Genomic DNA, 13,447 nt, shown 5'->3' with positions numbered 1-13,447 from the left:
AGCCTTGGGCCTGTGGGAGCGGGCCTGCCCGCGAATGGGGCGCCAAGCGCCCCCGGCGATCTACCGGCTTACATCGAACCTAGGTTCAACGCCTGCGCACAAGCCTGCAGCGACCGCCGCTCGCTTTGCGCATACAGCGCCAGCTCATCCTGCACCTGCAGCCCCAATGCCGCTTCAAAGGCATCGCGGTTGGCATTGCTGCCGTACTCGGCCTGCGCATCGTCACCCAGGTTGGACTGGAAGATGCCCGCCGCGCTTACCGGCAGAAAGTCCTCGTAGACCAGCGCTTCGAAGTGCACATGGCCGGCCTCGATCAAGCCCTCCAGGGTGGTGGGGCGGCCTTGCTGGTCACGTGCGGCCAGGCCTTTTTCGGTGGCGAAGTAACGGAAATACGCCAGGCCTTGCTCACGCATCTGCGCGAGGTCGTCCGGGAATTCGGCAAAGCTGTCCTTCAGCAGTGTCATGTAACGTTCGGCGTTGGCCTCGGCAGGCGCACCGCCCAAGGCAGCGCGGGTGGCATCGAGCAGTTTGTCGTACAGCTGGCGGCCCTTGGGTGTCAGGGCCGCACCGCGTTGCTCGATTTCGCCAAAGCGCGCGGTGTGGCTGCCTTCGCTGCCCTGCTGGTCGCTGAAGGCGACCTTTTCCTGCAGGGCCTTGAAGCTGGTCTGGCGCAGCAGGATCGGGTGGCGGCGGGTGGGCGGGCCTTCCACCACGGCCTTGGCGGAATGCCCTTGGCCGGCATGCCGACCTGAATGGCATCGATGTCCAGCGTACGCGGGGTCAGGTGGTTGATGTGCGGGCCCTTGAAGGCCACCACGTCGGCAATCAGGCGGTGCTGATCGTGCAACTGCTGATATTGCTCGGCGGTGACGGTGGCGTCCTGGTGCCAGCGGAAGGTGTGCAGGGCCTCCTGCACGAATGCGGCGGCATCGGTGGCATTCAAGCCGCCGTCGCGCTCGCACTGGGCGATCAGTTCGAGGGCGCGCGCGGTGAAGATCTGACGCTTGGCCAGGATGCTCTGGGCCAGTTCGCGCAGTTGCGGGTTGTCGATCAGTTCCAGGCGCAGCAGCGAGGTGAACACCCGGAACGGGCTGATGTGCAGGGACTGCTCGTGCACCGCGCGGAAGGCGGTGGAGTGCACCGGCACACCGGCAGAGCTAAGGTCGTAGTACCCAACCGGCTGCATGCCCATCACCGCGAACAGGCGGGCGATGGTAGCCAGTTCTGCGGCGGTGCCAACCCGGATGGCGCCATGCCGCTCGTGGTCCAGGCGCTCGATTTCGCCGGTCCAGCGCAGGGCCTCGGCAACGCTGGGCTGCTGGGCCATGACCTGCTGGTTGATTTCGCTCACCAGCTCCAGCAGCGTGCCGTACAGCGGCACTTCCTGTTTGTACATGAGCGACATGGCGGCAGAAAACTGCGCGCGAATGCTGTCGGGGCTGACGAAATCGTGGGCGGGCATCGCTAGCTTCCTGGTTAGGTTCGGACGCTTACATGAAAGCTGGGAATGCACCTTGCTCACAAGCGAAAAAAAGTGAGTGTGTCATTCCGTTTTTGATCGACCTCAAGGGCCATTGGGGCTGCTTTGCAGCCCATCGCGACACAAGGCCGCTCCTACAGGTCGAGGTGCGGCCTTGTGTCGCGAAAGTACCGCAGAGCGGCCCGGCAACCTCAAACCTGCAACTGCTCGCCGATCCACTCCACCAACGCCCGTACCTTGGGCACCTCCGCCGCATGCTCGGCATACGCCAGGTAATGCGCCCCGGCACTGCGCATGGCGTGATCCCATGGCACCACCAGGCTGCCCTCGGCCAGCTCCTTGGCTGCCAGGTAGCGCGGCACCAGTGCTACCCCGCAGCCTGTCTGCGCGGCGCTCAATGCCATATAGAAGGTATCGAAGCGCGGCCCGTGGTAGGCGTTGACGCTTTGCAGGTCCTGCTCCAGGAACCACTCGTGCCAGGCCTCGGGGCGCGAGGTACTCTGCAACAGCACCAACTCGGCCAGCTGTTCGGCGCCCGCCAACTCACGCCCGGCCAGCAGCTCCGGCGCACACACCGGCACCACTTCTTCGCCGAACAGCGCCACGCAGGTGGCACCCGGCCAGGTGCCCTGACCATAGAAGAACACCACGTCCGCCGAGCCCTGCAGCAGGGCGAACGGCTCCATCTCGTTGCGGATATCCAGGTGGATATTGCCGTGCCGTTTGCCAAAGCCCTTGAGGTGCGGGATCAGCCAGCGCACGCCAAAACTCGGTTGAGTGGCGACCTTCAATATCTCGGTCTGCTCGCCATAGGTGAGCACGTAGCGGCTGGACATATCCACCTGAGTAAGGATCTTGTTGACCTCGGCCAGGTACAGGCTGCCGGCCGGGGTCAGTTGCAGGCGCCGGCGAATGCGCAGGAACAGGTGATGGCGCAGCATGTCCTCCAGTTGCGCCACCTGCTTGCTGACCGCGCTCTGGGTCAGGTGCAGCTCTTCAGCGGCACGGGTAAAACTCAAATGGCGGGCTGCAGCTTCAAAGCACTGCAGGGCGGTCATGGAGGGCACCAGGCGTTTGGACATAGCGGTCTCTGCGATACGGATCATTACCTGGTGGAATGATATGCGGAATAAAGGTCGTTTGTTGTACCTATGTGATCGGATTAATACTGATCCACATCATTTTTCCACCCCATCACCCGATGTAGGAGAAGCACAAATGGTTGCTGGATTGCTCGAGCGCCTTGGCGTTGCCGCCGAGGCTTACACCCAGGGCGATTACCCTGTTCACACGCCGATCGACGGCAGCCAGATCGCCTCGGTGAAACTGCTCGGCAAGGCCGAGACCACCGCCCGCATCGACCAGGCCCAGAGCGCCTTCGAAGCCTGGCGCAGCGTACCGGCACCACGCCGCGGCGAACTGGTGCGCCTGTTTGGCGAAGTGCTGCGTGCGCACAAGGCCGACCTCGGCGAGCTGGTCTCGATCGAAGCCGGCAAGATCACCCAGGAAGGCCTGGGTGAAGTTCAGGAAATGATCGACATCTGCGACTTCGCCGTGGGGCTGTCGCGCCAGCTGTACGGCCTGACCATCGCTTCCGAGCGCCCGGGGCACCACATGCGTGAAACCTGGCACCCGCTGGGGGTGGTCGGCGTGATCAGTGCCTTCAACTTTCCGGTCGCGGTGTGGGCCTGGAACACCGCACTGGCCCTGGTGGCAGGCAACTCCGTGGTATGGAAGCCGTCCGAGAAAACCCCGCTGACCGCCCTGGCGTGCCAGGCACTGTTCGAGAAAGCCCTGAAAGCCTTTGGTGACGCCCCGGCGGGCCTGGCGCAGCTGGTCATTGGTGGCCGTGAAGCCGGTGAAGCCCTGGTCGACGACCCGCGTGTGCCGCTGGTCAGCGCCACCGGCAGCACCCGCATGGGGCGCGAAGTTGGCCCACGTGTGGCTGCACGCTTCGGCCGCAGCATCCTTGAGCTGGGCGGCAACAACGCCATGATCCTGGCCCCCAGCGCCGACCTCGACCTGGCCGTGCGCGGCATCCTGTTCTCGGCGGTCGGTACCGCCGGCCAGCGCTGCACCACCCTGCGCCGCCTGATCGTGCACCGCTCGATCAAGGACGAAGTGGTTGCCCGGGTCAAAGCCGCCTACGGCAAAGTCCGCATTGGCGACCCGCGCAAGGACAACCTGGTTGGCCCGTTGATCGACAAGCTGTCGTTCGACGCCATGCAGGGTGCCCTGGCCAAGGCCCGCGACGAAGGCGGCCAGGTATTCGGTGGTGAGCGTCAGCTGGCCGAGCAGTACCCGAATGCCTACTACGTGTCGCCAGCCATCGCTGAAATGCCGGCGCAAAGCGACGTGGTCCGCCACGAAACCTTCGCCCCGATCCTCTACGTACTGGCCTACGACGACTTTGAAGAGGCCCTGCGCCTGAACAACGAAGTGCCACAAGGCCTGTCGTCGTGCATCTTCACCACCGACCTGCGTGAGGCCGAACGTTTCCAGAGCGCTGCGGGTAGTGATTGCGGCATTGCCAACGTCAACATCGGCACCAGCGGTGCCGAGATCGGCGGTGCGTTCGGTGGCGAGAAAGAGACCGGTGGTGGCCGGGAATCCGGTTCGGATGCCTGGAAGGGCTACATGCGCCGCCAGACCAACACTGTGAACTACTCGCGCGAGCTGCCGCTGGCACAGGGTATCGTGTTCGACTGATCGGTTGATGCTGCATGGCCGGGGGCTTTGCCCCCGGTTCGCGGGTGAACCCGCTCCTACGGGCACTGCACAGCTTTTCGAACCTGTGCAGCCCCTGTAGGAGCGGGTTTACCCGCGAATGGGCTGCAAGGCAGCCCCAACAAGAACAAATTGCTGGAGCCGGGCCATGTCCGAACTGCGTCAACAATGCTTGTGGGAATTCGTCAGCACACCGAGTGTGGCCGCCCAGGCCCTGGCCGGTGAGCACAAGGCCGATGTGTGCGTGATCGGTGGCGGCATTACCGGCCTGTCGGCGGCCATTCACCTGCTCGAGCAGGGCAAGTCGGTGATCCTGCTGGAGGCCTGGAAGGTCGGCCACGGGGGCTCCGGGCGCAACGTCGGGTTGGTCAATGCCGGTACCTGGATCCGCCCCGACGACGTCGAGGCGACCCTTGGCCAGAAGCAGGGCAGCCGCCTTAACCAGGTGCTGGGTGAAGCCCCGGCTGAAGTGTTCGCAATGATCGAGCGCCTGGGCATCGACTGCCAGGCCCAGCACAAGGGCACGTTGCACATGGCGCACAACGCCACCGGCATCGCCGACCTTGAGGCCCGCCACGAGCAGTGGCGCCGTCGCGGTGCCGACGTGGAGCTGCTGACCGGCGCGCAGTGCCAGGAATACTGTGGCACCGACAAGATTTCCGCCGCGTTGCTCGACCGCCGCGCCGGCACCATCAACCCCATGGGCTACACCCAGGGCCTGGCTGCGGTCGTGGTGCGCCTGGGTGGCCAGCTGTTTCAGCAGTCGGCTGTCGAAGGCCTGGCGCGCGAGGGCGACGCCTGGCGGGTCAAGACGGCCCGTGGCTCGGTACGGGCCGACAAGGTGGTGATTTCCACCGGTGCCTACACCGAAGGCGACTGGAGCAACCTTCAGAAGCAGTTCTTCCGCGGTTATTACTACCAGGTCGCCTCCAAGCCGCTGCAAGGCGCTGAGGCCGACAAGGTACTGCCGCACGGCCAGGGCTCATGGGACACCCGCACCGTGCTCAGCAGTATCCGCCGTGACGACCAGGGCCGCCTGTTGCTCGGCAGCCTGGGCCGGGTCGACAACAAGCCCGCCTGGTTCGTGCGCAGCTGGGCCGACCGCATTCAAAGCCACTACTACCCGGGCCTGGGCAAGGTCGAGTGGGAAATGCACTGGACCGGTTGCATCGACTTCACCCCCGACCACCTGATGCGCCTGTTCGAGCCGGCGCCGGGGCTGGTGGCGGTGACCGGCTATAACGGGCGTGGGAATACCACCGGCACCGTGATTGGCCGGGCGTTTGCCGAGTTCCTGCTCAAGGGTGAGGCGGGCAGCCTGCCGATTCCGTTCTCGCCAATGAGTGGCGTGAGTGCGCCATCGCTGCGCACCGCGTTCTATGAGTCCGGGTTCTCGCTGTACCACGCGGGGCAATGCCTGCGGGTTGTGTTGTAAGCACTGGCCCTATCGCCGGCAAGCCAGCTCCCACAGGGATTGCATCAGGGCTGACAGGTGGTTGCCACAAGGTATGGCAGCGCCTGTTGGAGCGAGCGCCGCCCGCGCGGCGCAATCGCGAGCTGCGCTCGCTCCTACGTTTGTTTCGGGCCAATTATTCCTGTGGGATTCGCGCGCGAACGCCTTGGTACATGCCTCAATATCGCGCCGTACAAACAAGGCGGCCGCGCGCGCCTGTCACAGGCGTTACTGGCCCGAAACAAACGTAGGAGCGAGCGCAGCTCGCGATTGCGCCGCGCGGGCGGCGCTCGATCTCACAGGCGCTGAAGATGCTCCGGCTACCCTTGCCAGAAACCATAGAATCTCCCACAGGGATTGCATAAGCCCTGAGGCCTGTGTGGTCAATGTGGGAGCTGGCTTGCCGGCGATAGGGCCAGTACAGGCTTACTTGTGCAACCAGCTGAGGAAGCCGCCCTTCTTGATCAGGGCCGGCTTCTGCAGCAACAGCGACTCCCGGCTCTGGCGCCGGAACCGCTGCAACTTGCTCAGCGCCGTCTGCACATCGCCACGTTGCGCCAGGCAACTTTTCACCTGCTCTTTGTCGATGCGGTACAGCACGCAACTGGTCAGGGTGCGGAACTCGGCCAGTGACTCGTCTTCGTCGATGATCCCCTCCACCCCCAGCACCTCGCCCGGCCCCATGCGCCCGGCCTCCAGCAGCTTGTCGCCATCGCGCACAGAGGCCGACACCACGCCGCTGCCAATCACCAGCAAATGGTCGGAATGCGCGCCTACCTCCAGGATCACCTGATCCGCCAGGTACTCCACCGCCGTCATGCGCTGGCTCAATGCGTCACGCTCTTCAGCGCTTAGCGAACGGAACACCCGCACCTCGTCCAGCACTTCGCGCTGGCGGCTGCGTGGCGGCATGGCCAGGTCGACGTTCCACATCACCCCGCTCGCCTCCAGGTGGCGGTGCGCCAGGTCGAACAACTGGTTGCGCGCCGCGGTCTTGCCGCCCATGTCGGCAATGAACCCGCTGGCCTCGTACTCCACCGACTCCAGTGTCGAGGCCTTGACCGACACCTTGGGTGCAGGTGAAGCAAGGATCGCGCTGGTACCCTGCAGGGCTTTTTCCAGTGCGTCGAACACCCGCCTGGGTCGCACTTTGGCTGGCACTACCACGTTGATCGACACCCCATGCACATCCGCCGGCCTGCTGTGGTTGAGCAGGCGCGCCTTGGCCGCCACCGAATTGGGGATCACCGCCAGGCTACCTGTGCCCGTGAGCAGGCGCGTGGCCCGCCAGTCGATATCCAGCACCTTGCCTTCGGTGCCGTCGATCGCGATCGAATCGCCAATCTGATAGGGCCGCGTGGTGTTCAGCACGATGCCGCTGAACACGTCGGCCAGCGTGCTCTGCAACGCCAGGCCTATGACGATGGCCATCACGCCCGAGGTGGCCAGCAGGCCCTTGACTGGCAGCTGCAGCACATAGCCTGCGGCCGCGACTACCGCGGCAAGGAAGATCAGCGCCCCCAGCACGTCCTGCAGCAAGCGCCCGCCGTGGCTACCCCGCGCTACCAGCAACAGGCCGAACACCACGGTGACCGTGCGCGCGCCAAACAGCCACCAGCCGATGGCCAATACCGTGGCCATCAGGTTGCGCGGCACATCGTCCGGCCAGGGCGGTGGCTGCAGCGGGCTCATGCCGGCGGCCACCAGCACCGCGCTGAACAACAGGAAAAGCACCAGCCGCATACCGATGCGCCAGGCCCGGTGCTGGAGGGGGATCAACTGCCAGATTACGAGGTCGAGCAGGATCAGGGCAGTACCGAGCAGCAACGGGGACGACTGGATGAACGCCAGCATGGTGGTCTCGGGAGTGAGGGGAGGGCTGTGGGTAGTAATAGAGCAGGTTGGCCGGGCAGGCAATGGGCGCCTGCGTGCGGGTAAACCCGCCCCACAGGCATCGTGCGTAACCTGAGCGAGATGCGGTCCCTGTGGGAGCGGGCAAGCCCGCGAAGAGGCCAGCAAATCCAGCGCCAATCTATCGTTCCCGAAACAGAACGCTAAAGCCAAAAACCGCTATCTACCGCTCCAAAGGTGACGGTTTTAATCTTCTCCCATCAACGCGAAACACCCAACTTGCTGAACTTCAAACCCTATGGAGCAACGACCATGACCAACTTCAAATACAACCGCCTGAACAAAGACGATGCCGCCGTACTGCTGGTCGACCACCAGGCTGGCCTGCTGTCGCTGGTACGCGACATCGAGCCGGATGCCTTCAAGAACAACGTACTGGCCCTGGCTGACCTGGCCAAGTTCTTCAACCTGCCGACCATCCTCACCACCAGCTTCGAACAAGGCCCCAACGGCCCGCTGGTCCCGGAACTGAAAGCCCTGTTCCCGGACGCGCCGTACATCGCCCGCCCAGGCCAGATCAACGCCTGGGATAACGAAGACTTCGTGAAGGCGGTGAAGGCCACCGGCAAGAAGCAGCTGATCATCGCCGGTGTGGTCACCGAAGTGTGCGTAGCCTTCCCGGCGCTGGCCGCCTTGGAAGAAGAGTTCGACGTGTTCGTGGTTACCGATGCCTCCGGCACCTTCAACGCCATGACCCGCGACGCCGCCCATGACCGCATGAGCCGCGCTGGCGCCCAGTTGATGACCTGGTTCGGGGTTGCCTGCGAGCTGCACCGCGACTGGCGCAACGACATTGAAGGCCTGGCCGCGCTGTGCTCCAACCATATCCCGGACTACCGCAACCTCATGACCAGCTACAACGCCTTCAACGCCAACAAGTAAGCCGCGGCCGCGGGCACCCTCAGCCGGTGCCCGCGCAGGGCAGCACACTTATCCAATCCAGCGCCCTTTGGCCGTTGCACAGTGGCTGTGGGCAAGCTCACCCAAGGAACGCCGATGAACACCGCACTCCAAGACAACCGCGAAGTGGTGACCGTATGCCTGCAGCACCAGGTGCTCGATAGCACGCCGGGTACCTCGGCCGCGCAACCGCCGCGCTGGAAGCAGGCGCTGCTAACCTACCTGGTGATCTGCCCGATGACCATGGTCGTGCCGCAACTGCTGGCGCCGCTGTTTGCCCGCTTCCCGCAACTGGGGGGCGCGATCACCGGCAACCTGATCGTCAACCTGTTCGTCATTCTGCCCGTGGTGTTCTACATCATGCCTTGGGTGACCCGTCGCTGCGCCAACTGGCTGCGCGGCTGAGCCAGCCCCTGACCTCGATAATCCAGGAGATACCGCTATGAGCACGTTCGTTACCCGCGATGGTACTTCGATCTACTTCAAGGACTGGGGCACCGGCAAGCCCGTGCTGTTCAGCCACGGCTGGCCGCTGAATGCCGACATGTGGGACACGCAGATGGAGTTCCTGGCCAGCCGCGGTTACCGCGCCATTGCCTTCGATCGCCGCGGTTTCGGGCGCTCGAGCCAGCCATGGAACGGCTACGACTACGACACCTTCGCTGATGACATCGCCCAGCTGATCGAACACCTCGACCTGCGTGAGGTGACCCTGGTGGGCTTCTCCATGGGCGGCGGTGACGTAAGCCGCTACATCGGTCGCTACGGCACCGAGCGGGTCGCCGGGCTGGTGCTGCTGGGCGCCGTTACGCCGGTGTTCGGCAAGCGTGACGACAACCCCGAGGGTGTCGACCTGTCGGTGTTCGAAGGTATCGTGGCTGGCCTGCGTGCCGACCGGGCGCAGTTCATCGCCGACTTCGCCGCACCGTTCTATGGCATCAACCATGGGCAGCAGGTATCCCAAGGCGTGCAGACGCAGACCTTGAACATAGCGCTGATGGCGTCGCTCAAGGCCACCCTGGATTGTGTGACGGCGTTCTCCGAAACCGACTTCCGGACGGACATGGCCAAGGTCGATGTACCGACGTTGGTGATCCATGGCGATGACGACCAGATCGTGCCGTTCGAGACTACCGGCAAGCAGGCGGCGGCGCAGATTCGTGGGGCTGAGCTGAAGGTGTACGCCGGCGCGCCGCACGGGTTTGCCGTGACTCATGCGCAGCAGCTGAATGAGGACCTGCTGGCGTTCTTGAGTCGCTGAACAAGCCGGGGCCGCTTTGCGGCCCCAACCGCCGGCAAGCCCACAGGGGCTGTTCAGGGCTCAGAAGCTGTGAAGCCCTTGTGGGCGCTGGCTTGCCGGCGATGGGGCCAGCCCTGGCAACACAAAACTTGATCAGGGCTAACCTTCAACAGCCCCACCGCACATCCATCCAAGCCTTGCCCCTGTATCGGGCGGCATGCTCTGCAGTCGCGCCTGCCGCCGCCGCGCCCAGAGACGGAGAACACCATGCCCCAGGACCGCCACGACAAGACTCGTCGCCAGTTCCTCGCCAGCAGCACCGTACTGGGTGCTGCCGGCGCGCTCTGGTCTGCATTGCCCTTCACCGGCGCCGCCGGTTCCGCTCACGCATCCACCCAAGGAGGTTCCATGACCGCCGACCTGATTCTGTTCAACGGCAAGCTGCACACCGTTGACCGCGAAAAGCCCACTGCCACCGCCGTCGCCATCAAGGACGGCCGTTTCATCGCCGTGGGCAACGACGCCGAGGCCATGGCCCACAAGGGCGCCAGCACGCAAATCGTCGACCTCAAGCAGCGTACGGTCATTCCCGGCCTGAACGACTCGCACCTGCACCTGATCCGCGGCGGCCTGAACTACAACCTGGAGCTGCGCTGGGAAGGCGTGCCGTCGGTGGCCGATGCCCTGCGCATGCTCAAGGACCAGGCTGCGCGCACGCCTACCCCGCAGTGGGTGCGTGTGGTGGGTGGCTGGAACGAGTTCCAGTTCGCTGAAAAACGCATGCCGACCTTGGAAGAAATCAACCAGGCTGCACCCGATACGCCGGTGTTTCTGTTACACCTCTACGACCGCGCCTTGCTCAACCGTGCCGCACTCAAGGCTGTCGGCTACGACAAGAGCACCCCGAACCCGCCGGGTGGCGAAATCCAGCGTGACAAGTTCGGCAACCCGACGGGCATGCTGATTGCCCGCCCGAACGCGATGATCCTCTACGCCACCCTGGCCAAAGGGCCGAAGCTGCCGCTGGAGTATCAGGTCAACTCGACCCGCCAGTTCATGCGTGAGCTGAACCGCCTGGGCCTGACCAGTGCCATCGACGCTGGCGGCGGCTACCAGAACTTCCCCGACGACTACTCGGTGATCCAGGAGCTGGCCGACAACAACCAGCTGACAGTGCGCATTGCCTACAACCTGTTCACCCAGAAGCCCAAGGAAGAACTGGACGACTTCAGGAAGTGGACATCCAGCGTCAAGCTGCACAGCGGTACCGACTTCCTGCGCCACAACGGCGCTGGTGAAATGCTGGTGTTCTCCGCCGCCGACTTCGAGGACTTCCTCGAGCCGCGCCCGGACCTGCCGCAGACCATGGAAGAAGAGCTGGAGCCGGTGGTGCGCCACCTGGTCGAGCAGCGCTGGCCGTTCCGCCTGCATGCCACCTACAACGAATCGATCACGCGCATGCTCGACGTGTTCGAGAAGGTCAACCGCGATATCCCGTTCAATGGCCTGCCGTGGTTCTTCGACCACGCCGAAACCATCACCCCGCAGAACATCGAGCGCGTGCGTGCGCTGGGCGGCGGCATCGCCATCCAAGACCGCATGGCCTTCCAGGGTGAGTACTTCGTCGACCGCTATGGCGCCAAGGCTGCCGAGCAGACCCCGCCGATCAAACGCATGCTCGAGATGGGCGTGCCGGTCGGCGCGGGCACCGACGCTACCCGCGTGTCCAGCTACAACCCCTGGACCTCGCTGTACTGGCTGGTCAGCGGCAAGACCGTTGGCGGCATGGAGCTGTACAAGGAAGGCCTGGACCGCGAGGCCGCGCTGCAGCTGTTCACCCAGGGCAGTGCCTGGTTCTCCAGCGAGCAAGGCAAGAAGGGCCAGATCAAGGTAGGCCAACTGGCCGACCTGGCGGCCTTGTCGTTGGACTTCTTCAGCGTTGATGAAGAAGCGATCAAGGGCATCGAATCGGTGCTGACCATTGTCGATGGCAAGGTTGTATACGGTGCCGGCGAATTCGACCGCCTCGGCCCACCGCAGGTGCCGGTGCTGCCGGAGTGGTCTCCAGTAGCCAAGGTGCCGGGGCACTGGCGCGTGGGTACGCCGTCGCTGGCGGCAGCCGTGCACCAGTGTTCGGGGCCGTGCGGGGTGCATGCGCACAGCCATGACAAGGCGCGCAAATCGAGTGTGCCGGTCAATGACTTCCAGGGGTTCTGGGGGGCGCTGGGCTGTTCGTGCTTTGCTTTCTAAGCTGATGTGATGTCGAGAAGAAGGGGCCGCGCGGGTAATGCCTGTCAGTTAAGCGTTACTGGGGCTGCTTTGCAGCCCTTCGCGGGCACGCCCGCGAAGGGTCGCGCTGAAAGCCCGACTTTAGAAGCTACCTTTGAGCGGGTATTCGATGATCAGGTAGAGGCGGTCGATGTCATCGCCGCCCTGGGCCTGGTTGGCACGGTGGCTGACGTGGGAGAATGACAGGCTCAGGTCCTTGGCGGCACCGGATTGCACCACGTATTTCAGGTCTATGTCGCGCTCCCAGTGCTTGCCGCCGTTGCCGTACTGGTTCACATAAGCCCCATTTGCCGGGGCATGGCTGCCATCGATGTTGCGGCCACTGACGTAACGGCCCATCAGGCTCAGGCCGGGCACGCCCAGGGTGGCGAAGTCGAGGTCGTAGCGCAGTTGCCACGAGCGCTCGCCAGGGCCGTTGAAGTCGGCGTACTTGATCGAATTGGCCAGGTAGATGGAGTCGCCACCGACGAAGTCGAACGGAGTGTCGCCCTCGACTTTCTGATAGGCCAGGCTCAGCGCCTGGGCACCGAAACGGTACTTGGTCAGCAGGCTGTAGGCGAGCGTGTCGATCGCACCGGCGCTGGCGCTACCGGTGTCACGGGTGTGGTAAAGGTTGCCGTCCAGGCGCCAGTTGCCCTTGGCCAGGTTCAGGTTGAGGTAGGCCTGGCGCCAGGTGTCCTGAAGTTGCCCCGCATACAGCGCGCCGCCGAACGGGCCAGCGGGTGCGAACGTGGCGCCTGCCAGGCTGATGGCGCGGTTGTGGGTGGTGGCGCCGTAGCCGCTGAAGTCGTCGTGGGTCGAGCTGTTGTCCTGGTTGTTGAAGGCGGTGAAGCGCCCGGCCTGCAGGCGCCAGTCGGGCAGGTCATTGTTCTCGACCAACCAGCCGGTGGCGTATTCGGGGTGCAGGCGTTTGTCGCCGGTGTCGAACACCGGGGTTTCAACCATCATTTCCCCGTAGCGCAGCTGGGTGTTGCCCAGGCGCAGCTTGAGCGCGGCGCCGGCGCTGGAGAAGTCGGATTCGGCGCGGCCATCGCTGTCGCGTGGCAGCAGGCCGGTGCCGGCGTGGCCTCGACCGCCGTCGAGCTTGAGGCCGAGAAAGCCATGGGCGTCGATACCGACCCCGACCGTGCCCTCGGTGAAGCCCGAGCGGACCTCGCCGATAAAGCCCTGGGCCCATTCCTGGCGGTAGTTCTGACCACTGCCGGAAGGTGAGCGAAAGTCGCTGTGCAGAAAGTAATTGCGGCTGAGCAGCGCCCAGCCGGGTTCAGCGGCCTGGCTGAGTGCCGGGCACAGGGCGAGGGTGGCGAGCAGGGCGCGGCCTGGCCTATGAATGGCGCGGATCATGGGGGGCTCCGGCGGATGATCCGGCAGTGTGGGTGAAGGATAGGCCAGGGGTCTTGTAAGGGTGTGCTGGGCCCTGTGCGGTACCTGTGGGAGCGGGCATGCC

General features: G+C 64.5%; 9 protein-coding genes and 1 pseudogene. 6 read left to right on the top strand and 4 right to left on the bottom strand.

Going from position 1 to position 13,447, the window contains the following annotated elements; genetic code table 11:
* Positions 1 to 68: 68 nt before the first annotated feature.
* Together hglS and AACG97_RS27240 are read right to left on the bottom strand one after the other, a co-directional pair.
* Positions 69 to 1,396, bottom strand: a pseudogene (gene hglS, locus AACG97_RS27245) (2-oxoadipate dioxygenase/decarboxylase HglS).
* Positions 1,397 to 1,671: 275 nt separating this feature from the next.
* Positions 1,672 to 2,562: a LysR family transcriptional regulator gene (locus AACG97_RS27240; protein ID WP_115295085.1), complete on the bottom strand. Its 891-nt coding sequence runs from the start codon at positions 2,560 to 2,562 to the stop codon at positions 1,672 to 1,674.
* A gap of 136 nt (positions 2,563 to 2,698) precedes the next feature.
* Here AACG97_RS27240 and amaB point away from each other — a divergent pair, with 136 nt between their 5' ends.
* Both amaB and amaA read left to right on the top strand, forming a co-directional pair.
* On the top strand, positions 2,699 to 4,189 hold the full coding sequence (gene amaB, locus AACG97_RS27235; RefSeq protein WP_029887912.1) for an L-piperidine-6-carboxylate dehydrogenase: 1,491 nt from the start codon (positions 2,699 to 2,701) through the stop codon (positions 4,187 to 4,189).
* A gap of 166 nt (positions 4,190 to 4,355) precedes the next feature.
* Positions 4,356 to 5,642, top strand: a complete 1,287-nt coding sequence (gene amaA, locus AACG97_RS27230; protein WP_232555049.1) for an L-pipecolate oxidase — start codon at positions 4,356 to 4,358, stop codon at positions 5,640 to 5,642.
* 444 nt (positions 5,643 to 6,086) lie between these two features.
* Here amaA and AACG97_RS27225 read toward each other — a convergent pair whose 3' ends face one another.
* Complete coding sequence (locus tag AACG97_RS27225; protein ID WP_009681620.1) at positions 6,087 to 7,514, bottom strand: mechanosensitive ion channel family protein; 1,428 nt, start codon at positions 7,512 to 7,514, stop codon at positions 6,087 to 6,089.
* Positions 7,515 to 7,823: 309 nt separating this feature from the next.
* Between AACG97_RS27225 and ycaC the strand changes: the two genes are divergently transcribed.
* From ycaC to AACG97_RS27205, 4 genes are all read left to right on the top strand, one after another.
* Positions 7,824 to 8,453 (top strand): isochorismate family cysteine hydrolase YcaC, encoded by a 630-nt coding sequence (gene ycaC / locus AACG97_RS27220; protein ID WP_009681621.1) that lies wholly within the window; start codon positions 7,824 to 7,826, stop codon positions 8,451 to 8,453.
* A gap of 114 nt (positions 8,454 to 8,567) precedes the next feature.
* Complete coding sequence (locus AACG97_RS27215) at positions 8,568 to 8,876, top strand: hypothetical protein (RefSeq protein ID WP_009681622.1); 309 nt, start codon at positions 8,568 to 8,570, stop codon at positions 8,874 to 8,876.
* A 37-nt stretch (positions 8,877 to 8,913) separates the two neighbouring features.
* A complete protein-coding gene (locus AACG97_RS27210) occupies positions 8,914 to 9,732 on the top strand; it encodes an alpha/beta fold hydrolase (protein ID WP_009681623.1) in 819 nt (272 codons plus the stop codon).
* A 387-nt stretch (positions 9,733 to 10,119) separates the two neighbouring features.
* On the top strand, positions 10,120 to 11,961 hold the full coding sequence (locus AACG97_RS27205) for an amidohydrolase (protein ID WP_225786209.1): 1,842 nt from the start codon (positions 10,120 to 10,122) through the stop codon (positions 11,959 to 11,961).
* A 120-nt stretch (positions 11,962 to 12,081) separates the two neighbouring features.
* Here the strand turns inward: AACG97_RS27205 and AACG97_RS27200 are convergent, their stop codons facing one another.
* Positions 12,082 to 13,344, bottom strand: coding sequence for an OprD family porin (locus tag AACG97_RS27200; protein ID WP_197886269.1), 1,263 nt, complete (start codon positions 13,342 to 13,344; stop codon positions 12,082 to 12,084).
* Between the last annotated feature and the right edge of the window lie 103 nt (positions 13,345 to 13,447).

It is taken from the genome of Pseudomonas sp. Nvir, from assembly GCF_963778085.1.
Lineage (GTDB): Bacteria > Pseudomonadota > Gammaproteobacteria > Pseudomonadales > Pseudomonadaceae > Aquipseudomonas > Aquipseudomonas juntendi.
This window is presented reverse-complemented; position numbering and strand designations above follow the sequence as displayed.